At 62.3% G+C, this 23,323-nt stretch carries 24 protein-coding genes; 10 read left to right on the plus strand and 14 right to left on the minus strand.

Features of this window, described 5'->3' with window-relative positions; translation table 11 throughout:
- Positions 1-33 precede the first annotated feature (33 nt).
- Together ACU5AY_RS12670 and ACU5AY_RS12675 are read left to right on the plus strand one after the other, a co-directional pair.
- Positions 34-624: a GNAT family N-acetyltransferase gene (locus ACU5AY_RS12670; protein ID WP_446829014.1), complete on the plus strand. Its 591-nt coding sequence runs from the start codon at positions 34-36 to the stop codon at positions 622-624.
- Entirely contained in the window at positions 621-3,560 is a 2,940-nt protein-coding gene (locus ACU5AY_RS12675) for an EAL domain-containing protein (protein ID WP_446826488.1), read from the plus strand. The genes ACU5AY_RS12670 and ACU5AY_RS12675 overlap by 4 nt, the downstream gene beginning before the upstream one ends.
- 19 nt (positions 3,561-3,579) lie before the next feature.
- Here ACU5AY_RS12675 and ACU5AY_RS12680 read toward each other — a convergent pair whose 3' ends face one another.
- Positions 3,580-4,185, minus strand: coding sequence for a YqgE/AlgH family protein (locus tag ACU5AY_RS12680; RefSeq protein ID WP_446825062.1), 606 nt, complete (start codon positions 4,183-4,185; stop codon positions 3,580-3,582).
- Between the two features lie 291 nt (positions 4,186-4,476).
- Between ACU5AY_RS12680 and ACU5AY_RS12685 the strand changes: the two genes are divergently transcribed.
- From ACU5AY_RS12685 to ACU5AY_RS12695, 3 genes are all read left to right on the plus strand, one after another.
- Complete coding sequence (locus ACU5AY_RS12685) at positions 4,477-5,187, plus strand: protein-disulfide reductase DsbD domain-containing protein (RefSeq protein WP_446826489.1); 711 nt, start codon at positions 4,477-4,479, stop codon at positions 5,185-5,187.
- A gap of 68 nt (positions 5,188-5,255) precedes the next feature.
- Complete coding sequence (locus ACU5AY_RS12690) at positions 5,256-5,741, plus strand: redoxin family protein (protein WP_446825064.1); 486 nt, start codon at positions 5,256-5,258, stop codon at positions 5,739-5,741.
- Positions 5,742-5,928: 187 nt separating this feature from the next.
- Positions 5,929-8,031: a putative bifunctional diguanylate cyclase/phosphodiesterase gene (locus ACU5AY_RS12695; RefSeq protein WP_446826490.1), complete on the plus strand. Its 2,103-nt coding sequence runs from the start codon at positions 5,929-5,931 to the stop codon at positions 8,029-8,031.
- Between the two features lie 15 nt (positions 8,032-8,046).
- On the opposite strand, the gene rnhA is transcribed toward ACU5AY_RS12695, so the two are convergent.
- Both rnhA and ACU5AY_RS12705 read right to left on the minus strand, forming a co-directional pair.
- Positions 8,047-8,487 (minus strand): ribonuclease HI, encoded by a 441-nt coding sequence (gene rnhA, locus ACU5AY_RS12700; RefSeq protein ID WP_446825066.1) that lies wholly within the window; start codon positions 8,485-8,487, stop codon positions 8,047-8,049.
- The gene (locus ACU5AY_RS12705; RefSeq protein ID WP_446826491.1) at positions 8,487-9,452 is read right to left on the minus strand and encodes a homoserine kinase; all 966 of its coding nucleotides are present in this window, start codon (positions 9,450-9,452) and stop codon (positions 8,487-8,489) included. Before ACU5AY_RS12705 ends, rnhA begins: the two co-directional genes overlap by 1 nt.
- A gap of 243 nt (positions 9,453-9,695) precedes the next feature.
- On the opposite strand from ACU5AY_RS12705, the gene ACU5AY_RS12710 reads away from it, so the two are divergent.
- Complete coding sequence (locus ACU5AY_RS12710) at positions 9,696-11,393, plus strand: putative bifunctional diguanylate cyclase/phosphodiesterase (protein WP_446826492.1); 1,698 nt, start codon at positions 9,696-9,698, stop codon at positions 11,391-11,393.
- 4 nt (positions 11,394-11,397) lie between these two features.
- Here the strand turns inward: ACU5AY_RS12710 and ispH are convergent, their stop codons facing one another.
- Genes ispH through ACU5AY_RS12730 form a run of 4 tightly spaced genes read right to left on the minus strand, consistent with a single transcriptional unit; the run spans position 11,398 to position 13,910 of the window.
- Positions 11,398-12,390: a 4-hydroxy-3-methylbut-2-enyl diphosphate reductase gene (gene ispH, locus ACU5AY_RS12715; protein ID WP_446829015.1), complete on the minus strand. Its 993-nt coding sequence runs from the start codon at positions 12,388-12,390 to the stop codon at positions 11,398-11,400.
- Positions 12,391-12,401: 11 nt separating this feature from the next.
- Positions 12,402-12,767: a DUF1304 domain-containing protein gene (locus ACU5AY_RS12720; protein ID WP_446826493.1), complete on the minus strand. Its 366-nt coding sequence runs from the start codon at positions 12,765-12,767 to the stop codon at positions 12,402-12,404.
- Positions 12,764-13,516 (minus strand): SURF1 family protein, encoded by a 753-nt coding sequence (locus tag ACU5AY_RS12725; protein WP_446826494.1) that lies wholly within the window; start codon positions 13,514-13,516, stop codon positions 12,764-12,766. Before ACU5AY_RS12725 ends, ACU5AY_RS12720 begins: the two co-directional genes overlap by 4 nt.
- Positions 13,509-13,910, minus strand: a complete 402-nt coding sequence (locus tag ACU5AY_RS12730) for a DUF983 domain-containing protein (protein WP_446825071.1) — start codon at positions 13,908-13,910, stop codon at positions 13,509-13,511. Before ACU5AY_RS12730 ends, ACU5AY_RS12725 begins: the two co-directional genes overlap by 8 nt.
- A 91-nt stretch (positions 13,911-14,001) precedes the next feature.
- On the opposite strand from ACU5AY_RS12730, the gene ACU5AY_RS12735 reads away from it, so the two are divergent.
- Positions 14,002-14,640, plus strand: a complete 639-nt coding sequence (locus ACU5AY_RS12735; RefSeq protein WP_446826495.1) for a chloramphenicol phosphotransferase CPT family protein — start codon at positions 14,002-14,004, stop codon at positions 14,638-14,640.
- On the opposite strand, the gene ACU5AY_RS12740 is transcribed toward ACU5AY_RS12735, so the two are convergent.
- From ACU5AY_RS12740 to coxB, 7 genes are all read right to left on the minus strand, one after another.
- Complete coding sequence (locus ACU5AY_RS12740) at positions 14,627-14,911, minus strand: GNAT family N-acetyltransferase (protein ID WP_446825073.1); 285 nt, start codon at positions 14,909-14,911, stop codon at positions 14,627-14,629. The two genes, ACU5AY_RS12735 and ACU5AY_RS12740, sit on opposite strands and share 14 nt — an antisense overlap.
- A 66-nt stretch (positions 14,912-14,977) precedes the next feature.
- Positions 14,978-15,853, minus strand: coding sequence for a cytochrome c oxidase subunit 3 (locus tag ACU5AY_RS12745; protein ID WP_446825074.1), 876 nt, complete (start codon positions 15,851-15,853; stop codon positions 14,978-14,980).
- 65 nt (positions 15,854-15,918) lie between these two features.
- On the minus strand, positions 15,919-16,539 hold the full coding sequence (locus ACU5AY_RS12750) for a cytochrome c oxidase assembly protein (RefSeq protein WP_446826496.1): 621 nt from the start codon (positions 16,537-16,539) through the stop codon (positions 15,919-15,921).
- A gap of 11 nt (positions 16,540-16,550) precedes the next feature.
- Positions 16,551-16,688, minus strand: a complete 138-nt coding sequence (locus ACU5AY_RS12755) for a hypothetical protein (RefSeq protein WP_446825076.1) — start codon at positions 16,686-16,688, stop codon at positions 16,551-16,553.
- On the minus strand, positions 16,688-17,644 hold the full coding sequence (locus ACU5AY_RS12760) for a heme o synthase (RefSeq protein ID WP_446825077.1): 957 nt from the start codon (positions 17,642-17,644) through the stop codon (positions 16,688-16,690). The genes ACU5AY_RS12755 and ACU5AY_RS12760 overlap by 1 nt, the downstream gene beginning before the upstream one ends.
- Positions 17,645-17,722: 78 nt before the next feature.
- Complete coding sequence (gene ctaD / locus ACU5AY_RS12765) at positions 17,723-19,390, minus strand: cytochrome c oxidase subunit I (protein ID WP_446826497.1); 1,668 nt, start codon at positions 19,388-19,390, stop codon at positions 17,723-17,725.
- A gap of 14 nt (positions 19,391-19,404) precedes the next feature.
- Positions 19,405-20,289, minus strand: coding sequence for a cytochrome c oxidase subunit II (gene coxB, locus ACU5AY_RS12770; RefSeq protein ID WP_446825079.1), 885 nt, complete (start codon positions 20,287-20,289; stop codon positions 19,405-19,407).
- 477 nt (positions 20,290-20,766) lie between these two features.
- Here coxB and ACU5AY_RS12775 point away from each other — a divergent pair, with 477 nt between their 5' ends.
- From ACU5AY_RS12775 to ACU5AY_RS12785, 3 genes are all read left to right on the plus strand, one after another.
- Entirely contained in the window at positions 20,767-21,309 is a 543-nt protein-coding gene (locus ACU5AY_RS12775; RefSeq protein WP_446825080.1) for an invasion associated locus B family protein, read from the plus strand.
- A gap of 72 nt (positions 21,310-21,381) precedes the next feature.
- Positions 21,382-22,797: a metalloprotease TldD gene (gene tldD / locus ACU5AY_RS12780; RefSeq protein ID WP_446826498.1), complete on the plus strand. Its 1,416-nt coding sequence runs from the start codon at positions 21,382-21,384 to the stop codon at positions 22,795-22,797.
- Complete coding sequence (locus tag ACU5AY_RS12785) at positions 22,794-23,219, plus strand: bleomycin resistance protein (RefSeq protein ID WP_446826499.1); 426 nt, start codon at positions 22,794-22,796, stop codon at positions 23,217-23,219. Before tldD ends, ACU5AY_RS12785 begins: the two co-directional genes overlap by 4 nt.
- Positions 23,220-23,323: the final 104 nt, after the last annotated feature.

Raw genomic sequence — 23,323 nt, forward strand, 5'->3', positions numbered from 1 at the left:
GGGAGCACCAAGGTTTCGGCATTCGTCCGATCGATCCTGCGACCGGAACGACGGCCACTGGTCGAGAATGATACCTACCTGCTCCGCCTGCCGGAACGGAAGGACTTTGGTCAATGGGCGGCACTGAGGACCATCAGCCGCAATTTTCTCGAGCCGTGGGAGCCGGCCTGGAACAATGCCGACTTTACGGAGCGGTCCTTTCATTCGCGGGTCGACCGCAACATGGCCGAATTTACCAACGGACAAGCTATCGCTTTATTCATCTTCCGGAAAAGTGATATGGCATTGCTCGGTGGTATCACGATCGGGTTGATCCGGCGCGGCGTCGCGCAAAACTGCATGATCGGATACTGGATGGGCGAGAAGCATGCGGGGCAAGGACATATGTTCGCCGCACTTGGTATGGTTATTCAATATATCTTTTCCGAGCTGCGGTTGCACCGAATTGAGGCGGCATGTATTCCGGAAAATCATCGTAGCATCCGGCTGCTTGAAAAGTCCGGCTTCAAACGGGAAGGCCTCTTGCGCGCTTATCTGAAAATCAATGGCCGGTGGCAGGACCACGTGATGTTCTCGCTGCTGGAAAGCGATCGGCGCACCGCAGAGGCGACGTCGACATCATGATGCGCGCAATCAAAGCATCGATGCCCGGCGGTTTCAGCCCGGCCGCCCTGATGGCCGCGTTGATGGCAATCATCATGGCGGCCGCAAGCCTTCCGGCGCTTGCCGCCGAGCCCGTCAAGATTTCACGCGACGACACCGCGCTCGACCTGACCGCGACGACCGAGATCTATTCCGACCAGGGCGAAGCCTTCCAGGTATCGACCGCGGCCGGTGCCGACGGCATCCGCAGGCGCATCGAGGTGCGGTCCTCCTCGCCTGACCATCACGGCGACTGGGCCGTCTTCGCGCTCGCCAACGTGTCGGACGAACAGCTCGACCGGCTGATCGTCGCGCCGCATTTCCGGCTGGTCAATTCCGGCCTGTTCTGGCCGGACCTCGGCTCGCAGCGAATCATCTCGATCACGCCGAGCGAAGGCTTTGCGCTGGACCGGCAGCAGAGCACGGAAGCCGACGTCTTCCGCATCACGCTCGATCCGGGCGCCGTCATCACCTTCGTGGCCGAACTCACCTCGCCGGAGCTGCCGCAGCTCTATCTGTGGGAGCCGGACGCCTACAAGGACACGGTCAACGCCTTCACGCTCTACCGCGGCATCATGCTCGGCATTGCAGGCCTTCTGGCGGTGTTCCTGACCATTCTCTTCGTCGTCAAGGGCACGTCCATGCTGCCGGCGACGGCGACGCTCGGCTGGGCGGTGCTCGCCTATATCTGCGTCGACTTCGGCTTCCTGGAAAAGCTGATCAGCATCACCGCCTCCGACCAGCGAATATGGCGCGCCTGTGCGGAGGTGGCGCTCGCATCGAGCCTCGTCATCTTCCTGTTCACCTATCTGAACCTCAACCGCTGGCACATCCACCTGGCGCATGCGACCTTCGCCTGGATTCTCGGCCTCGTGCTGTTGTTCGGCGTCGCGATCTACGATCCGTCGGTGGCAGCCGGCATTGCCCGCTTCTCCTTCGCGCTGACCGCGGTCGCCGGCACCGGGCTGATCATCTATCTCGGCTTCAACCGGTTCGACCGCGCCATCCTTCTGGTGCCCGCCTGGGCGGTCATTCTCGTCTGGCTTGCCGGCGGCTGGCTGACGGTCACCGGCCGATTGAACAACGACATCATCCAGTCGGCGCTCGGGGGCGGCCTCGTACTGTTCGTGCTGCTGATCGCCTTTACCGTCATGCTGCACGCGTTTTCCGGCGGCGCCTACCAGCTGGGACTGTTCTCCGATCTCGAGCGGCAGGCGCTGGCGCTGATCGGCGGCGGCGACACCGTGTGGGACTGGGATGTCGCGCGCGACCGGGTGACCACCATCCCCGACATTTCCGACAAGCTGGGCCTTGCGCCCGGCGCGATGCATGGACCGGTCAGAAACTGGCTACCGCGACTACACGCGGAAGACCGGGACCGTTTCCGGGCCTCGCTCGACGTCCTGGTCGAACACAGGCGCGGGCGTCTCAGCCATGAATTCCGCATCCGTGCCGAGGACGGCCATTATCACTGGCTGCAGATCCGCGCCCGGCCCGTGCTCGGCGCCAATGGCGAGATCATCCGCTGCGTCGGTACCGCCGAGGACATTACCGAACAGCGCAACTCGATGGAGCGGCTGCTCAACGATCCGCTGTTCGACAATCTGACCGGTCTTCCGAACCGCAAGATCTTCCTCGACCGGCTGGAAACCGCGCTGACGCTTGCCGCGCCGAATTCGACCGTGCAGCCGACTGTCATCGTCATCGACATCGACCGTTACGCGCTGGTCAACGAGAAGCTCGGCATCGCCGCCGGCGACAATGTACTGATCGCGCTCACGCGCCGCCTGCGCCGGCTCCTGCATCCGCAGGACACCCTGGCGCGCATCTCCGGCGACATGTTCGGCCTAATTCTGCTGTCACAGCGCGACCCGGCCAAGATCGCCGAGTTCGCCGAGCGACTCAGCCACGCGATCAGCGCGCCGATTGGCTTCTCCGGCAACGACATCAACCTGAACGCCTCGATCGGCCTCGTCTCGTGGACCGACCAGAAGGAAAGCGCAAACGATCTGCTGAACGACGCCGAGCTCGCCATGTATCGCGCCAAGCGCGCCGGCGGCAATCGCGTCGAGCCGTTCCGTCCGGCCTTCCGCAACGCCAATTACGACCGCCGCCTGACCGACGCCGACCTGAAGCGTGCGCTCGAGCGCAAGGAGCTTTCGCTGGTCTATCAGCCGATCGTCCGGCTGGAAGATGGCGAGATCGCCGGATTCGAGGCGCTGATGCGCTGGGATCACCCCAAGCGCGGCAAGGTGCCGCCGTCGGAATTCATCCAGCTCGCCGAGAAGACAGGCCTGATCGAACAGCTCGGCCTGTTTGCCCTGCAACGGGCGACGACCGACCTGATGGACTGGGAATCGCGGACCACGAAGCTGCCGATCTTCATGTCGATCAACCTGTCGAGCTCCCAGCTGATCGGCAACACCTTCTTCAACGACGTCCGCAACCTGCTCGCCAAGACGCATTGCGAGCCGTCGCGCATCAAGCTCGAGCTGACGGAATCGACGATGCTCGAAAATCCGGAACAATCGCGGATCATCTTCGACAAGCTGAAAGCGCTGGGCCTCAGTCTCGCGATCGACGATTTCGGCACCGGATACTCATCGCTGTCCTACCTGATGGACCTGCCTTTCGACACGCTGAAGATCGACCGTACGCTGATTGCCGGCAATACGACGAAGCACGAAGTGCTGCTGAAATCCGTGCTCGCCATGGCGCAGGAACTCGGAATGACGGTGGTCGCCGAAGGTGTTCAGGACGAGGAACAGGCGATCCATCTTGCCGAACTCGGCTGCCAGCTGGGCCAGGCCAACATCTTCGGACCGCCGATCGGATCCGATTCGGTGCTGAAGCTCTTGAAGGAACGGTTCGTCACGGAGCGCCGCCGCGGCATCAACAAGGAACCGAATTTCTCCTGAGCCTTCGAGACGCCGCGCCTCAGGCGTGGCCGGCCTCACGGGAAAGCGCAACCGGATTGACGCCCATCAGCGCCAGCGCGCGCTCGTATTTCGTGTCGAAATTGGCGTCGAAGATCAGCTCCTCGCAGGCCGGGCAATTGAGCCAGCCATTGTTGGCGATCTCGTCTTCGAGCTGGCCCGGCGACCACCCGGCATAGCCGAGCAGCAGGGCCGCCCGCTTCGGCCCCTCGCCCTGGCTGATCGCCCGGATGATGTCGAGGGTGGCCGTCAGCGAGATCTCGTCACTGATCGGAATGCTCGACCCGCAGGAAAAGTCGTCGGAGTGGAGCACGAACCCCCTGCCCGTCTCGACGGGGCCGCCTGTATGGATCGGCAGATCGCGCACGGGCTTGGGCAGCATCAGGCGCGCAGTCTCGTCCATGATGTTAAGATGGGCGAGAATATCGGGAAAGGCCAGGTCCTGGGTCCGATTGATGATGAAGCCCATGGCGCCCGCGGGCGAATGGGCGCAGATGTAGACCACCGACCGGGCGAAGTTCGTATCAGCCATGCCGGGCATGGCGATCAGAAACTGCCCATCGAGGAAACCGCGTTCGCGGTCACTGCTCAGCGCCGAAATAGTCATGCATCCTCCTCACTCGCGCCATTGTCCTCGGGGCGGGGAAATGACGGTATCGGATTTGAGTTGACCACAGACAGGATGGGCCAATGTCACGTATCAATCAACCGGAAATGAAGACGATCAGGAAAGCGTGACTGGAAAATCGCTCCTTGTCCAACTAGATCTCAATGTATGAAAATCAAGCGCTTCCTACAGCAACCCGCTCTTCTTGCTTGCCTTCTCGCCATTTCTCTATCGGCGGGTGCAAAGGCGCAGGCCGCTGAAACCGAATGGGCAACCAGCGAAGGCGGCCGCATGCGGATCGTCACCCTTGCCCCCGGCGACAAGGGCATCGTCCAGGCCGCACTGCAGGTCGACCTCAATCCCGGATGGATAACCTACTGGCGGGAGCCCGGCGGCAGCGGCATTCCTCCGCAGATCACGCCGGCGGCAGGCAGCAAGACGGAGGTCACAGGCATTGATTTTCCCGTACCCAAGCACATCAAGCTGGGAGACATCGACGACATCGCCTATGACACGCCGGTGACCCTGCCCTTCAAGATCGCGCTCAACGGAGAGAAGGGCACCATCGACCTCAGCGCCTTCATCGGGGTCTGCCGCGAAATCTGCGTGCCGTTCCAGTCGGAATTCCCGGTCGCCATCCCGGCGTCGGGCGATGACACGTCGGACGCGGAAGGCATCATCCGGGAGGCCGACGCGAAGATGCCGGGCGCACCTGGTCCCGACTTCGACATCAAGAGCCATGCGCTGTCGGCCGACGGCAAGTCGCTGCACCTCAGCATCACCCTGCCTGCCGCGACCACGGACGCCCCGGAGATCATCGCGACCGGGCCCGCCGGCTACGTCTTTGCCGACGTCCGCAACGGCCACCACGACGGTAAAACCTATACAGGCGACCTGAACCTCGACTACCTGCCCGACGGATACGAGTTCAAGGGCAGCCAATGGCGCGTGCTGATCAAGTCCGGCGACCGCGCCATCGAGACATCGCTTGCCTTCCCGTAGACAGCCCATATATTTCCAACCGGTTCCCGTGCCCTACGGAGAACAGGCCCACATTTCAGGAGTTACACATGTCGATTGCCGAAGGCGAGAAGCTGCCCGCCGCTACCCTTATGGAAAAGACCCCCGACGGCCCGGCCAAGCTTTCCACGGATGAGCTGTTTGCCGGCAAGAAGGTCGTCCTCTTCGCCGTTCCCGGCGCATTCACCCCGACCTGCTCGCTCAACCATCTGCCGGGCTTCCTCGAAAACCGCGACGCGATCCTCTCTAAGGGCATCGACGACATCATGGTGGTTTCCGTCAACGACTGGCACGTCATGAACGCCTGGGCGGACAAGACCGGCGGCGCCGGGAAGATCCGCTTCCTCGCCGATTTCGACGCGTCCTACACGAAGGCGCTCGGCCTCGACATGGACCTTTCGGCTGGCGGCCTCGGCGTGCGCTCCAAGCGCTACTCGATGATCGTCGACGACGGCGTCGTCCAGAAGCTGAACGTCGAGGAGCAGCCCGGCCAGGCGGTCACCTCGGGTGCTGCCGCCATCCTCGAACAGCTCTGAGGCTCAGCCTCGGTTGTAACGGACAGACGCGCACAGGCACCGGATGAGCCTGTGCGCACACTATTAACTATGGCATCCGAATTATCTCCGGGAACGGCATACGGCCTCGCCTGCCACCAGAACTATTCAAACAAAATCAACGTATTCCCCTCGAAAGTCGGCACGCCACACTTCGGGGAATACAATCTTGAGCGTCATCACTTGCATTACGGGCCAACACAATCTCTGGCTCGTCGGTCTGGCGGCTGTGATCTGCGCCTTCGGCAGCTTCATCACCTTTCGCCTCTTCCTGCGCGGATCGGATGACAGCGGCCTCCTGAAGCTCGGATGGCAGTTCCTCGCCTCGATGGCGGCGGGGTCCTCGATCTGGTCCACCCATTTCATCGCGATGCTCGCCTATAAGAGCGGCGGTCCGGTCTTCTTCGAGCCGGTGCTGACGATCGTCTCTCTGCTCGTGGCCATCTGTGGCATGTTCATCGGCCTGACGGTCGCATCCCTCAAGTCGCCCCTGGCTTCGGTCGCAGGCGGGGTACTCTGCGGCGGCGCAATCGTCGCCATGCACTATACGGGCATGATGGGCTACCGCATCGATGGCCTGCTTGCCTGGAACACCAACTACGTGGTCGCGTCCATCGTGCTCGCGATCACTATCTCGCCCCTGGCCTTCCTTGCTGCAAACTCCGAGACACTAAACCGAAAGACCGTCGTCGCGACGGGCCTTTTCGTCGTCGCGATCATCGCGCTGCACTTTACCGGCATGACCGCGCTGGAAGTCACCCCGATGGTGCTGCGCGCTCCCACCGCGCAAGGCGGCACACTGGTCGCCATGGCCTTCGCCGTCGCGCTGGCCGTCTTTGCCATCGTCGGCACCGGCCTCACCACCTTCGTCCTGGACGATCGCAACCGCCGGGAATCCTTTCGCAGGATCAATCATCTTGCCCATTACGACAGCCTCACTGGCCTCGCCAACAGGCAGAACTTCAGTGACCATCTGGAGATGGAGCTGAGCCGTGCCCAGGATGACGGCTCGCGATTCGTTCTGATCACATTCGACCTGGACCGGTTCAAGGAAATCAACGACATCCGTGGACATGGCGCAGGCGATGAACTGCTTTGCGTGCTCGGCGACCGGCTGAAGAGATTTGTCGATGAAGACCACTTTGTCGCGCGCCTGGGCGGCGACGAGTTTGCTGCCATTGGGCGGCTCGACAACCAGAAGCTCGCCTATGATTTCATGGCGCAGATCAAGGCGGAAATCTGCAAGCCGGTTCGATTGCAGGGAGGAACCGATGTATCGGTCAATGTCAGTCTTGGAGCGGCGTTTTACCCGGCGGACGGCGACAGCAGCCAGGATCTTGTCAACAATGCCGACCTCGCGATGCGCCGGGCCAAGTCCGACATCACACGCTCCATCTGCTTCTACGACGCGTCCATGGATGAGGCCGTGCGTAACCGCAAGGAGCTGATGGCCAACCTCCGCCAGGCCATAGAGTTGGAGCAGTTCGAAGTCTTCTATCAGGTCCAGACCTCGGTCTCCACCGGTGCCGTGCGGGGTTACGAAGCCCTGCTTCGCTGGAAACACCCTGTGCGCGGCTACGTGCCCCCCAGCGAATTCATCCCCATTGCGGAAGAGAGCGGCATGATCCTCGCCATTGGCGAATGGGTACTTCAGACGGCGTGCCAGCAGGCGGTTACATGGCCGGCGGCGGCCAAGATCGCCGTCAACCTGTCGCCATTGCAGTTTGCCGACCGCAAACTGCCGGCAACCGTCGCAGGCATTCTGCAAAGGACGGGTCTTCCCGCCGAACGGCTGGAACTGGAACTGACGGAGACCACCATCGTGCAGGACCGCCAGCGCACGCTGGATATGCTGAAGGAAATCAAAGCGCTTGGCGTGACGATCGCGCTTGATGATTTCGGCACCGGTTATTCGTCACTCGAAACCCTGCGGGCGTTTCCCTTCGACAAGATCAAGCTCGACCGGTCCTTCATGAGCGAAATCGAAAGCGACCAGCAGGCGCGCGCCATCATCCGCGCCGTCCTGGCGCTCGGCAAAAGCCTGGACATTCCGATCCTTGCCGAGGGTGTCGAGACCAGGAACCAGCTGGACATCCTCAACCACGAAGGCTGCGACGCGGCGCAAGGGTATCTGCTGGGCCGCCCCGCCCCGATGAACAAGATTCGGCAGGACGACGCCGCACGCGCCCGGACAATCGATGAGCAGATCGAGAAGCTGCAAGACGTGCTCGCCGAAGATCGCAAAGCTGTGCCTGTGAGAGCGGCCGGCTGAAGTCGGCCGATCATTTCACCGACGCTTGAAGGGCTCCATGCCCATGCGGGCAAGTTCGTCGGCGCGTTCGTTTTCCGGATGGCCGGCATGGCCCTTGACCCAGTGCCACTTGACCTTGTGGCGCTGGTTGGCCGCGTCGAGCTGCTGCCAGAGTTCGCCATTCTTGACCGGCTTCTTGTCGGCCGTCTTCCAGCCGTTCTTTTTCCAGCCGAAGATCCACTTGGAAATGCCGTCCATGACGTATTTGCTGTCGGTGTAAAGATCGACCTCGCAGGCGCTCTTCAGCGCCGTCAGTGCCGAGATCGCCGCCAGGAGCTCCATGCGGTTGTTGGTCGTCTCCGCCTCGCCGCCCGACAGCTCCTTTTCGGTTTCGCCGTAGCGCAGAATGGCACCCCAGCCGCCCGGACCCGGATTGCCCGAGCAGGCGCCGTCGGTGAAGATATCGACATGTTTCATCAGCGTGTCAGTCCGTATTCAGCGGCATTGCGTATCTGGCGGTGGAAGCGCAGCTTCTTCAGATATTCGAGCGGATCCTTCTTCACGACCAGCGCGCCGGCCGGCGTCGTCAGCCAGTCGTAGAGGCGGGTGAGGAAGAAGCGCAGCGCCGAGCCGCGGGCGAGGATCGGCAGGGCCGCGGCCTCCGCCTCGGAGAGCGGCCGCACGCTCTCATAGCCCTGCAGCAGCGCCATGCCCTTGGTAACATTGAAAGCGCCGTCCTTTTCGAAGCACCAGGCATTGAGGCAGATGGCGACGTCATAGACGAGCAGGTCGTTGCAGGCGAAATAGAAGTCGATCAGGCCGGAAAGCCGGTCGCCCAGGAAGAAGACGTTGTCCTGGAAGAGATCGGCATGGATGACGCCGGTTGGCAGGTCGGTCGGCCAATTGGCCTCGAGGTCATCGAGTTCGGCCGGGATTTCCGCGCCAAGCCCCTCTTCCACCTCGTCGGCGCGCGCGGCCGACTTCTCCCAAAGCGGACGCCAGCCGGAGAGCGACAGGGCGTTCTCGCGGCGGATCTCGAAGCCGTCGCCGGCGACATGCATTTCAGCCAGCGCCCGGCCCACCTCGCGGCAATGGCGCGCCTCTGGCTTGCGAAGCCACATGCCTTCGAGGAAGGAAATCAGCGCAGCCGGACGGCCGGAGAGTTCTCCCAGCAGCTCGCCATCCTTGCGCGGCAGCGGCAGCGGGCAATTGAGCCCGCGCTCGTAGAGATGATGCATCAGCCCCAGGAAGAACGGCAGGTCGTTGCGATCGACGCGCTTTTCATAAAGCGTCAGGATCAACGGGTCCTTCGAGGTGTGCAGCAGGAAGTTGGAATTCTCGACGCCCTCGGCAATGCCCTTATAGGAGAGCAGTTCGCCGACATCATAGGCGGCAAGAAAATCCTTGAGCTCGTGTTCGTTGATATCCGTATAGACTGCCACAGCTTTCGTCCCGCATCTTGAATGGATGCAGCCATATATCGGGTGGAAGGCTGGTTCCAGTCCCGAAACGACACGGGGCACAGGAAATGGCATATGGGGCAATGCTCGGGCGACGATCATGTTGTTCCAGGTGCTCAACCCTTGGCATGCCCGCAGCCGTCTTCATCTCCCTCTGCAACTTTACCTTTCTCTAATGTTCATTCCTTATTCTGGAGTGGTGTATAGAGGACTGGATGTGAACTGATGATGTATGCAGAGGGGCGGCAACTGGCAGATCACTTCGCTAGGGCGATGCATCTTGCCCTGATCGTGGCGGATCGGTCCGGCATTATCCGCTTCGCCAATCCGGCCTTCTGCGACATGTTCGGCTATGACGCGGACGAAATTGTCGGCAAGCCCATTACAGTCATCATTCCAGAACGCATGCGGGGTGCACATACCGCAGGGATGTCGAATGTCGCGGCAGGGTCCAAGCCTGGCCTCGTCGGCAAGGCGGTCGAGGTGTCGGCCCTCAAGCGGGACGGCAGTGAGTTGCCGATCGAGATTACCCTCGCAATATGGAACGACGACGGGGAGTTCTGGGCCGGGGCAACGATACGGGATATTTCCGAACGTCGCGAGCGGGATGCGCGGCTGATGCGGCTTGCTTCGCATGACACCCTGACGGGCCTGCAGAACCGTCATGAGTTCATGAGCCTTCTCAGCGAGAAGCTCTTGCGCGGCCAGTCCTGCTCTCTGATCCTCATGGACCTTGATGGCTTCAAGGACGTGAACGACACCCATGGCCACATGATGGGCGACAGCCTGCTGCAGGCGGTCGGCGTCCGGCTTCCCTATCTGCTTGGCGACAAAGCCTACATCGGCAGGTTGGGCGGTGACGAATTCGCGGTCCTGCTGAAGGATACCGCCGATCCGCGGATCGTGCAGCTGGAGGCATCCAGGATCATCTCGGCATTCAAGAAGCCCTTCAGCCTCGGCGGACTTGAGTTGGAAGTGGGCGCAAGCCTCGGCGTTGCCCTGGCCCCGGCACACGGGCGCGACGCCGAGGAGCTGCTGGCGTCCGCCGACTTTGCGCTCTACCGCGCCAAGGCTTCCGGCGGCCGCTCCTATCGCTTCTTCGAACCGACAATGCGCAGCGAGAGCCAGGCGAAACGTGACATGCGCGACCTGCTGCGCCGCGCCCTGCAGAATTCGGAATTCGAGCTCTACATCCAGCCGCAAGTGGATCTCGCAACGCGGGACATCGTCGGCTTCGAGTCCCTCATTCGCTGGAACCATCCGGAGAAAGGTCTGTTGCTGCCGGGCGTGTTCCTGCCCTCGCTTGAGCAAAGCTCGCTCGCCTCCGAAATCGGCTGGTGGACGATTGATGAGGCCTGCCAGACGGCATCGCAGATCAATGGCGGAAGCGGGCGCTTCCGGGTCGCCGTCAATCTCTTCGCCCAGCAGTTCCGCTCACCCCACCTGTGCGAACGGGTCACGGAAGCGCTGGAGCGTCATCAGCTGGCACCGGAGTGCCTCGAACTCGAAGTTACAGAGGAAATCGCGCTCAATGACGAAGAGGCCAGCCTTCAGACATTGAAGGCGATTCGCGATATCGGCGTCGGCGTCGCCTTCGACGATTTCGGCACTGGGTTTGCATCCTTGAGTTCCTTGCAGCGCTACCCGCTGACCACCCTGAAGATCGACCGCGGCTTCATCCGCGATATCCGCAGCCGCTCGTCCGGCGCGGCAATCACCCGAGCGCTGGTGGCGATGAGCCGCGAGATGGGATTGCGCACCGTGGCCGAGGGGATCGAGACCATGGAGCAGGAGGACCTTCTGCGCGAAATCGGCTGTCAGGAGGGACAAGGTTATCTCTACGGACGCCCCATGCGGAAGATTGATGCTCTCGCATATCTCGGGGAACCCGACATGCCTGCGGGCGAGATGAACATCGCCTGACGGCTCAGCCGTTCACCCAGGCCATGTCCGCGTGCGTGAGTTCGATCTCGCGCAGTTCGCGGTTGACGAGGAAATGCTCGTTTTCCTCCGCCGTGATCGCAAGGTCGACCTTGGCGTCGAAGCGTTCGCGGAAGGCTTCGATGATTTCGTTGACGATCACCTCCGGCGCGGACGCGCCCGCAGACAGTCCGACGGTGCGGATGTCGCCGATATCATTCCAGTCGATCTCGGAGGCACGCTGGACGAGAATCGAGCGCGTGGCGCCGGCCTTCAGCGCGACCTCGACGAGGCGCTTGGAGTTCGACGAGTTCGGCGCGCCGACGACGATGAAGAGATCGCAGCCTGGTGCGGCTTCCTTGACCGCTTCCTGACGGTTGGTGGTCGCATAGCAGATCGAATCGGCCGCCGGCGCCGTCAGGTTCGGGAAGCGTTCCGCGAGCTTGGCGATGACGCCGGCGGTGTCGTCGACGGAAAGCGTCGTCTGGGTGACATAGCCGAGATTGTCGGGATCGGCCGGCTGATAGGCCTCGGCATCCTCGACGGTCTCGATCAGCGACACGGAGCCTTGCGGCAACTGACCCATGGTGCCGATGACCTCCGGATGGCCGGCATGGCCGATCAGGACGACATGACGGCCGAGCCGCTGGTGACGCATGGCCTGCTTGTGGACCTTGGAAACGAGCGGGCATGTGGCGTCGAGGTAGAAGAGATTGCGGGCTTCCGCATCGGCGGGCACCGACTTCGGCACGCCATGGGCGGAGAAGACCACCGGCTGCTCTCGGTGTTCGGCAGGGATCTCATCGAGCTCCTCGACGAAGATCGCGCCCTTGGCCTCCAGCCCCTCGACCACGTAGCGGTTATGGACGATCTCGTGGCGGACATAGACGGGGGCGCCGTAGGACTTCAGCGCCAGCACGACGATCTGGATCGCCCGGTCGACGCCGGCGCAGAAGCCGCGCGGCCCGCACAGCCTGATTGTCAGTTCCGGTTTCGCCATTGCCAAGTCGTCTATCCCGCAGAAAGTACACAGATTGCCGCGACAAGGGCCGGCAGTCCCTGGATGAACAGGATCCGGCGGTTGGCGCTTACCGCGCCATATAGGGCGGCGACGAAGACGCAGCCAAGAAAAAACAGCTTCAGCTGGTAAGAAAAATCGGGATTGGGGTGGAAGAGCGCGCAGATCAGGCCGGCAGCGAGAAAGCCGTTATAGAGCCCCTGATTGGCGGCCATGACCTTCGTCGCCTCGGCCTGCTCCGGCTTCATGCGGAAGGCCTTCAGCCCCTGCGGTTTGGTCCAGAGAAACATTTCCAGGACGAGAATGTAGACGTGCAGCAGCGCCACGAGGGCCACCAGAACGGATGCGATGATGCTCATGGTTCCTCCTTCTCTTGCTTGCGCCTGCCGCCGTCGAAAAAGCGGATGGCGGTGACGACGACCAGCACGGCGGCCAGTCCGTACCAGGTGAAGGCATATTGCAGGTGATCGTTGGGCAGGTCGATCTGGGTGACGCCCCCGACCGGCAGGCCGCCGGGATTGGGCGTGGCATCCACATCGACGAACAGCGGCAGCACTTTCGACGGATCCAGGCCGGTGCTAGATGCCATGGCGTCGAGATCCTTCCAGTAGAAGATGTCCTTGGCGATGTCGTTGTCCGGAACCATCCTGGACGGCTTCTCGGCGAGCTTGGTGCGCGCCAGCCCGGTGACTGTCTGCACGCCCTCCAGTTCGCCCTCCCGGCGTTTGCCAGGCTCCTTGAGGTCATAGGGGACGAAGCCACGGTTGACGAATACGATGCGGCCGTCGGCCATCGTCAGCGGCGTGTAGACGTAGAAGCCGCTGGCGCCGTCATGGGTGGCGAGGAAGTGGCGTTCGCGGCTGTTGTCGAAGGTCCCCGTCAGCGTGACAGTCCGGTATTCGATGTCTTCGCCGGCCTTCACCATGGCTTCGATCGCGTCGATCGAGACGGGCGGGGCATGGCGGCGCGATTCGATGTCGGCGAGCAGACCTTCCTTCCAGTGCAGCCGCTCCACCTGCCAGGTGCCGAGCGACAGGAGGACGGCGAGCACCAACGCCAGCAGCAGCGCCGGAACGAGGCGTATGGATCTTCCGGCGATTTCAGCCACGGTCGATGCGGCCCTCTGCTGCCTTGTGCTTGTATTGCAGCGAAATGAGGATGCCCTTCAGCGCCCGCAGCAGATAGAGCGACAGGCCGATGGTCAGCGGAATCCACAGGAGCAGATGCAGCCAGAAGGGCGGGTTGTAGGTGACCTGCATCCACAGCGCCAGACCGACGACGACGAAGCCGACGATCAGGATGACGAAGACCGCGGGGCCATCGCCGGCGTCCGCGAAGGAATAGTCGAGCCCGCAACTGGCACAACGCGGCTTGACGGCGAGAAAGCCCTGGAAGAGCTTGCCCTGGCCGCACCGCGGGCAGCAGCCTTTCAGCCCGGTCTTGATCGGATCGACCGGCGGAAAATGCGCCGTGTCTTCATGCTGTGCCGGATTGTCGCTCATGCCATCTTCCTCGCTTTGTCTTTCTTCCTTAGGATATCCGCAATTGGCAGGCAAATTTTTCTCTCGACCCCTCAGAACGATGGAGTGACGAATGGAAAAGCATGAGCCTCTTGGACAGATCATCATCCTCAATGGCGCGCCCCGATCCGGCAAGACGTCGATCGCCCGCGCGATCCAGACCCACTGGGACGGCATTTGGATGAACATCGGCGTCGATGGCCATATGCGCATGCTGCCGGAGCGTCTGCGTCCGGGGATCGGGCTTCGTCCGGGCGGCGAGCGGCCCGACCTGGAAGCGCATCTGCCGGCGCTCTACGGCGCCTGGTTCGACGCCATCGCCGCCCACAGCCGCCGCGGCATCAACGTCGTCGCCGACTTCGGCATCCATGACGGCCATGCCGGATCGCTGCACCTGATGGAAAATTGCCGCAAGCAGCTTGAAGGCTTGCCGCTGCTCGTCGTCTGCGTGACCTGCCCGCTTGGCGAAATCATGAAGCGCCGCGCCGCCGACAGCGATCCTTCGCACCACTACACCAAGGCCAGCGCCGACGATCCGGTGCCGCTGCCGGTCGCCCGCTGGCAGGAATATATCCGCCGGGCCGACACCTACGATCTGACGCTCGACACCAGCGTTCTCACCCCGCTCGAATGCGCCGACATCATCGAAGACCGGTTGCAGGGCGTGGCGATCACGCCGGCCGCCGTGCGGAAGCGGGCTAGCGTCCGCTGATCACGTCGCTCCATTCGGGATGGCGCGCCAATTGCGCCTTGAAGAACGGGCAGAGCGGGATGATCTTCCAGCCCCCTGCCCGCGCCTCCTCGACGGCGTGAACGGCGAGCGCCTGACCGACGCCCTTGCCGCGCAACGCATCCGGTATGCCGGTGTGATCGATGATGATCAGGTGTGCGGACGCCCGCGAATAGGTCATTTCGCCCTCATGCCCCTCGACGGTTGCCACATAACGGCCGCCGGATTGGCCCTTTTCCTCGCGAATATCCATGCGCATCCCTCTCAAATGAAAAAGGCGGCGGTGATGTCACCGCCGCCCGTCTGTTTCAGCGTCCGATCAGCCCGCGAGCGGCGCACCCCAGCCGCCCCAGATGTAGATCGAGAAGAACAGGAACAGCCAGACCACGTCAACGAAGTGCCAGTACCAGGCAGCCGCCTCGAAGCCGAAATGCTGCTTGGCCGTGAAGTCGCCGCCCATGGCGCGGAACAGGCAGACCAGCAGGAAGATGGTGCCGACTAGAACGTGGAAACCATGGAAGCCGGTCGCCATGAAGAAGGTCGCGCCGTAGATCGACTCCTTGAAGGCGAACGGGGCGTGCATGTATTCGTACGCCTGCACGCAGGAGAACAGAACGCCGAGCGCCACGGTGAGCGTCAGGCCGGAGATCAGGCCCTTTCGGTCGTTGTGCAGCAGCGCGTGGTGCGCCCAGGTGACCGTCGTGCCCGACAGGAGCAGAATCACGGTGTTGTAGAGCGGCAGGTGCCAGGGATCGAGAACCTCGACACCCTTCGGCGGCCACTGACCGCCGGTGAACTCGACGCGGGCGGCCTGGATGGCCTCGGCCGGGAACAGGCTGGCATCGAAGAAGGCCCAGAACCATGCCACGAAGAACATGACTTCCGACGCGATGAACATGATCATGCCATAGCGCAGATGGAGGGAGACGACCCGGGTGTGCGCACCCTCATGCGCTTCCTTGATCGTGTCGGCCCACCAGGCGAACATGGTGTAGAGCGTCAGGAGAAGGCCGATGAAGAACAGCCACGGATTGGCAAGCTCGGCACCGAACAGCTTGATCGAACCGCCGTTCAGGTAGCGCATGTAGCATACGCCGCCGAAGGTCAGGATGAAGGCGCCCACGGAAGCCAGGAACGGCCACGGGCTTGGGTCGATGATGTGGTAGTCGTGATTTTTCTGATGCGCATCGGCCATATCAGCTATCCCCGAATGTCAAACTTTCCTCTCGAGATTACCGCCGGAGCGGAACCCCATTCCCACTATAACTGCGCTGCGTCCTTTTTCCCGCCCTTGACCGGAGCTGTCGAAGCGACCGGCTTTTCCCTCTCGTGCGGGTACATGGTGTAAGACAGCGTAAGCGTTCCGATGCCCTTTGTCTCGACCTCGTTGACGATATCGGGATCGATGTAAAAGACGACGGGCATTTCCAGCGTTTCACCCGGTTCCAGCGTGGTCTCGGTGAAACAGAAGCATTCGACCTTGTTAAAATAAGCACCGGCCGCCTGCGGCGTGACGTTGAACGTCGCCTGGCCGGTCTGCTCCTTTCCGGAATTGTTGGTCGCGATAAAGCGGACCTCGACGGTTTCGCCGATCTTCGGATCGACCGAACGCTGAACCGGCTTGAACGACCAGTCGAGACCGGGCGCCATGTTGGCGTCGAAGGTGACCTTCATGCGCTTGTCGAGAACGCGGTCGGCGTATTGTTCGACGCGCTTCGTGGTGCCGCCGTAGCCGGTCACCTGGCAGAAAATCTTGTAGAGCGGCACGGCGGCATAGCTCATGCCGATCATGCCGAACACGAAGGTCAGGCAGACGACGACCACCGCACCATTGTTGCGGGTCTTCCTTTCTGCCGTTACCTTGTTCGTCTCCTCCGCCACATCGTCCTCCTTCAGTGCGCGCCGCCGGCGATCTTCACCACCGTCACGACGTAGAACAGAATGACGAGACCGCCGAGAACGAGGCCGAGCGCTATGTTGCGGCCGCGCCGCGACTTCTTCTGTTTCTCGTTGAGTTCGACCGTATCCATTACAGCAGACCTCCCTGCGCCAGACCGTAGGCGATTGCCAGGTGATCGACCATCAGCGCCAGGAAAATGACGAAGAGATACATGATCGAGAAGGCAAAGAGCTTCTTGGCCGGCAGCATGCGTTCGTCGCCATCGGCCATCCGCAGCACGCCGGCGGCGTACCACACAAAGGCGAGACCGAGACAGAGCGAGGCCGCGCCATACCAGACGCTCGACAGACCGATGACGACCGGCACGACGCCGGTGAGCGCCGTCAGGACGGCGTAGAGCGCAATCTGACGCTTCGTCGTCGCCTCACCGGAGACATTCGGCAGCATCGGCACGCCGACGGCACCGTAATCGCGCATCTTGAAGAGCGCGAGCGCCCAGAAATGCGCCGGAGTCCAGAGGAAGATGATGAGGAAGAGAACGATGCTCTCGACCGATACGCCGCCCGTCACACAGGCCCAGCCGATCATCGGCGGAAAGGCGCCGGCGGCTCCGCCGATGACGATGTTCTGGGGCGTCGAGCGCTTCAGCCACATCGTGTAGACGACGGCGTAGAAGAAGATGGTGAAGGCCAACAGTCCGGCCGAGAGCCAGTTGACGGCGAGGCCGAGGATGGCGACCGAGAAGGCCGACAGCGTGATGCCGAAGGCCAGCGCCTCTTCCGGCGCGACCTTACCGGCCGGAATGGGACGGGTGGCCGTGCGGCTCATGACCGCATCGATATCGGCGTCATACCACATGTTGAGCGCACCCGATGCGCCCGCGCCAACGGCTATGCACAGAATGGCGATCAGGCCGATCGCCGGATTGATGTGACCGGGGGCAACGACCAGGCCAGCGAGAGCCGTGAACACGACAAGCGACATGACCCGCGGCTTCAGAAGCGCGAAGTAGTCGCCGGCGCTCGCCTCGGACAGGCGGACGCCCGCTTCCGTTGCTACACCGTCGTGATGATCCATGACACTCATTGCGAATTCCGCACTCAATCTGACAGGACGGGCCGCCCAAAGCTGCGGGCGGCCCAATTTCGTTGTTGCGACCGAAGCTTACTTGATCTTCGGCAGCTGTTCCCACTGGTGGAACGGCGGCGGCGAAGACAGCTGCCATTCGAGCGTTGTTGCACCTTCGCCCCACGGATTGTTGCCGGCGACGCGCTTCTTGGAGAAGGCTTCCCAGACCGTGAAGAGGAAGACCAGGACACCGATGGCCGAGATGTAGGAGCCGTAGGACGAAATGCGGTTCCAGTCGGCGAATGCATCCGGATAGTCGATATAGCGGCGCGGCATGCCTGCGAGACCCAGGAAGTGCTGCGGGAAGAAGACCAGGTTCACGCCGACGAACATGACCCAGAAGTGCAGCTTGCCGAGGGTTTCGGAATACATGTAGCCGGTCATCTTCGGGAACCAGTAGTACCAGGCCGCGAAGATCGCGAACACGGCGCCGAGCGACAGCACGTAGTGGAAGTGAGCCACGACGTAGTAGGTGTCGTGCAGCGAGCGGTCAAGGCCGGCATTGGCCAGCTGAACGCCCGTCACGCCGCCGACGGTGAACAGGAAGATGAAGCCGATCGCCCAGACCATCGGCGTGCGGAACTGGATGGAACCACCCCACATCGTCGCAATCCAGGAGAAGATCTTCACGCCTGTTGGAACCGCGATGACCATCGTGGCGAACACGAAGTAGCGCTGCGTGTCGAGCGACAGGCCGACCGTGTACATGTGGTGCGCCCAGACGATGAAGCCGACGGCGCCGATCGCGACCATGGCATAGGCCATGCCGAGATAGCCGAACACCGGCTTCTTCGAGAAGGTCGAGACGATGTGGCTGATGATGCCGAAGCCGGGCAGGATCAGGATGTACACTTCCGGGTGACCGAAGAACCAGAACAGGTGCTGGAACAGGATCGGGTCGCCGCCGCCTTCCGGTGCGAAGAAGGTCGTACCGAAGTTGCGGTCGGTCAGCAGCATGGTGATGCCGCCTGCCAGAACCGGCAGCGAAAGCAGCAGCAGGAACGCCGTGATCAGAACGGACCAGGCAAACAGCGGCATCTTGTGCAGCGTCATGCCCGGAGCGCGCATGTTCAGGATCGTGGTGATGAAGTTGATCGCACCGAGGATCGAGGATGCGCCGGCGACGTGCAGCGAGAAGATCGCCAGGTCGACGGCCGGTCCCGGCTGCCCAGAGGTCGAGAGCGGCGGATAGATCGTCCAGCCACCACCGACACCCCATGCGCCCGGCGCGCTGTCGACGAACATCGAGAGCACGAGGAGCAGGAAGGCCGGAACGATCAGCCAGAAGGAGATGTTGTTCATGCGCGGGAAGGCCATGTCCGGCGCGCCGATCATGATCGGCACCATCCAGTTGGCGAAACCGCCGATCAGTGCCGGCATGACCATGAAGAAGATCATGATCAGGGCGTGCGCGGTGGTGAACATGTTGTACATGCTCTTGCCCGCGTCGATGGCGGAGTCGCCGTCGAGGCCGTACATCATGGAGGCAAGGCCGTGGAAGATCTGGATGCCCGGCTCCTGCAGCTCCATGCGCATGAAGACGGACAGCGTTCCGCCGACGATGCCGGCGAAGATCGCGAAGATCAGATAAAGCGTGCCGATATCCTTGTGGTTCGTCGAGAAGAACCAGCGGGTAAAGAAGCTCGGCTTGTGATCGTGGTGATCAGTATGGGCGGCGTGTTCGCCAGCGGCAGGTCCAGCCATCGTCCTCACTCCCCTCAGTTCGAAGCGTTGTCGGCGACGTCGACGGTCTTCACGCCATCGACAGCGGCCATAAGATCTTTGTTTGCCTTGTCGAGGTCGTTTGCGGCCTCGGCGAGCCAAGCATTATACTTGTCTTCGGACACGATACGGATACCGATCGGCATGAACGCATGGTCCTTGCCGCAGAGCTCGGAACACTGGCCGTAGAACATGCCCTCACGCTCGGCCTTGAACCAGGTCTCGTTGAGACGGCCGGGAACGGCGTCGACCTTGATGCCGAAGGACGGCATGGCGAACGAATGTATGACGTCGGTCGGCGCAGCGGTCACGAGGACGCGCACGGTCTTGTTGACCGGCAGCACCAGCTCGTTGTCGACGGCCAGCAGTCGCGGATAGGCCTTGAGGTCCTCCTTGCCGGCGGCGGAGCGATCACCTTCCTTCAGCATGTAGGAATCGAACGAGACCGGATTGTCCATCTCGTATTCGTAGTTCCACTGCCACTGGGTGGCGGTCGCCTTGACCGTGATGTCCGGATTGGCCGGCATCACGAGTTCCGAGGACAGCAGGTTGAACGACGGAATGGCAAGGAACAGCAGGATCACGACCGGACCGACGGTCCAGACAACCTCGATCGCAGTGTTGTGGCTGGTCTTCGACGGCACCGGATTGGCGCTCTCGCGGAACTTGACGACCACGACGATCAGCAGCAGCAGCACGAAAAGCGTGATCGGAACGATGAACCAAAGCGTGTACTGCTCGAACCAACGAATTTCATGCATGACCGGCGTGGCGGCCGGCTGCAGACCCATCTGCCACGGCGCCGGCTGGTCAGCAAAGCCAGCAGAAGCAAAGAGCAGACAGGCCAGACCGGCCAACGCTGCAAAAGCCCTCTTTGTCACAATTAAATCTCCCCTCAGCGTTTGACCTAAGTCAAACAGAAAAAACAGAATCCTGCTATTCGTGTTGCTTAAAATCACAGTTTCCCGCTGGCTGCAACACCTGCGCCTATATGCCGGTGCGGCATATTCACGCAAAACCGCTTGCGGACCTTTTCTTTTCCTAAAAACCCTCCTACAGGAGCAAGTCGCCCTTCCGAAAAGGCCGGCGCGACGGCCTGCGTGAGCGTCCTTCCTGGCTCTCCATTCTAATGGTCTGCCGGGCTGCGTCAAAGAGATTTGCTTGCGCGCGACAATCATGCCAAGGTTTTTGCGTCCGCGATGTCCGGGGCTTGCCGCATGGCGCAATTTTGCCTGCATTGCCTTGAATAAGCGGTCCCAGATGCAACGCCTGCAGGCGGGCGCGGCGGCTCGGGCTTTCCATTTGCAGGCGAAGGCTTCAAGAATGGCCTGACTGATTCGAATGCTAGAGGGTTTTTGATGGGTCTCATCTCCCGATCGCGCGTGGCGCTGTCCACCGCTTTGCTCGCCACTGCGCTGCTTTCCGTTCAACCGGCGTCCGCCCAGCAGGCGGGGACTGTGAAGGCGACCTATGGCGCCTGGTCCGTGCTCTGCGACAAGCCGGCCGGCGCGCAGGCGGAGCAGTGCGTGCTGATGCAGAACGTGCTTGCCGAGGACAGGCCCGAAATCGGGCTGTCCGTCGCTATCCTGAAGACGGCCGACCGCAAGTCCAAGATCCTGCGGGTACTGGCGCCGCTTGGCGTGCTCCTGAGCCCGTTCGAGCCCTATCGCGGCGGCCTGGGCCTGACGATCGACGACAAGTATATCGGCCGCACCGAATTCGTCCGCTGTTTCTCCGACGGCTGCTATGCCGAGGTCAATCTCGACGAGGATCTCCTGAAGGTGCTGCGCAACGGCAAGACCGCCGTGTTCTCCGTCAAGGAATCGATCGACGAGGAAAACGGCATCGGCATCCCGGTCGATCTCAAGGGGTTCGGCGAAGGCTACGACAATCTGCCCTGAGGGCGTTGCCTTGCTCTTACCGCTGCCGCGTCCTAAATGCGTGTGCAAACACCAATTGCGGAGCCTCAGCCCATGAATGACGATCTACTCACCCTGTTCGATGCAGACGAAGCAGAGGTTCGCGCCGTCATCGCCGATGCGCTGAAGCACGCCGACGACGGCGAGCTCTACATCGAGCACGCCCAGGCGGAATCGCTGTCCTTCGACAATGGCCGCCTCAAGGGCGGCAGCTTCAACACCGACCAGGGCTTCGGCCTGCGCGCTGTTGCCGGCGAAGCCGTCGGCTTCGCGCATGCGGGCGACCTGTCGGTAGCGGCCCTCAAGCGGGCTGCCGACGCGGTCGGGGCCGTCACGCGCGGTTATTCCGGCACCTATGCCGCAGCACCCCAGCGGACCAACAAGAAGCTCTACGGCGACGAGAACCCGATCGGCCAGCCGACCTTCGAGGAGAAGGTGAAGCTGCTGCAGGACATCGACGCCTATCTGCGCGCCAAGGATCCGAAGGTCCGCCAGGTCACGGCGTCGGTCTCCGCCAGCTGGCAGGTGGTCGATATCCTGCGCGCCGACGGCCACCGGGTGCGCGACATCCGGCCGATGACCCGCCTCAACATCTCCGTCGTCACGGGCGACGGCGACCGGCAGGAGTCCGGTTCCTTCGGCCAGGGCGGCCGGGTCGGCTTTACCGAATTCCTGACCGAAGAGAACTGGCAGCACGGCGCTGACGAGGCGCTGCGCCAGGCGCTCATCAATCTCGACGCCATCGAGGCGCCGGCCGGCACCATGGACGTCGTGCTCGGCAATGGCTGGCCCGGTGTCATGCTGCACGAGGCCGTCGGCCACGGGCTGGAAGGCGATTTCAACCGCAAGAAGACGTCCGCCTTCGCCGGACTGATGGGCGAGATGGTCGCGGCTCCGGGCGTGACCGTCGTCGACGACGGCACGATCGAGAACCGCCGCGGTTCGATCAGCATCGACGACGAAGGCACGCCGTCGGCCTACAACGTGCTGATCGAAAACGGCAGGTTGGTAGGCTACATGCAGGACCGCCAGAACGCCCGGCTGATGGGCATGAAGCCGACCGGCAACGGCCGCCGGCAGGGCTACTCCTCCGTACCGATGCCGCGCATGACCAACACCTACATGCTGTCGGGCGACAAGACGCCGGAAGAGATCATCTCCTCGGTCAAGAAGGGTCTCTATGCCGTGTCCTTCGGTGGCGGACAGGTGGACATCACCTCCGGCAAGTTCGTTTTCGGCTGCACCGAAGCCTACATGATCGAGGACGGCAAGATCGGCGCGCCGGTCAAGGGCGCGATGCTGATCGGCAACGGCCCGCAGGCGATGAAGCGCGTCTCGATGATCGGCAACGACATGTCGCTCGACACCGGCATCGGCAATTGCGGCAAGGGCGGCCAGTGGGTGCCGGTCGGCGTCGGCCAGCCGCATCTCAGGATGGACCAGGTGACCGTCGGCGGCACCAGGACGTGACCAGCGCGAACGCGCTCGTTCCCGAGCTTGCGGTGACGGATTGCGCCGCAAGCCTTTCCTTCTATTGCGACCTCCTGGGCTTCAATGTGCTCTATGAGCGCCCCGAGGAAGGGTTCGCCTTCCTGGCCAGGGGCGAAGCGCAGCTGATGCTCGACGAGATCGGCAAGGGCCGCACGTTCGAGCCCGCTCCCCTCACCCCACCGCTCGGCCTCGGCGTCAATTTCCAGATTCTTGTTACAGATCTGGCGGCAATCCTGGACAGACTGCAGAACGCAGGCGTCGATCTTTTCCTGCCACTGGAGGAAAAGTGGTATCGGCGCGACGATCACGAAGTCGGCAATCGGCAGTTCATCATCGCCGATCCGGACGGCTATCTGCTCCGTCTTTTCGAGGATTGCGGCGAGCGGCCGCTTGCGTCCTAGCCGTCCCCGTCACCCCGGAGCGGCACACGTCGCCGGACTTTGCGCGCGGCGCTTAAGAGTTTATCCATAGAGAGAGGGGATTTTTGGCAGTCCACGCTGCGGGG

Source organism: Rhizobium sp. PAMB 3174, assembly GCF_052908375.1.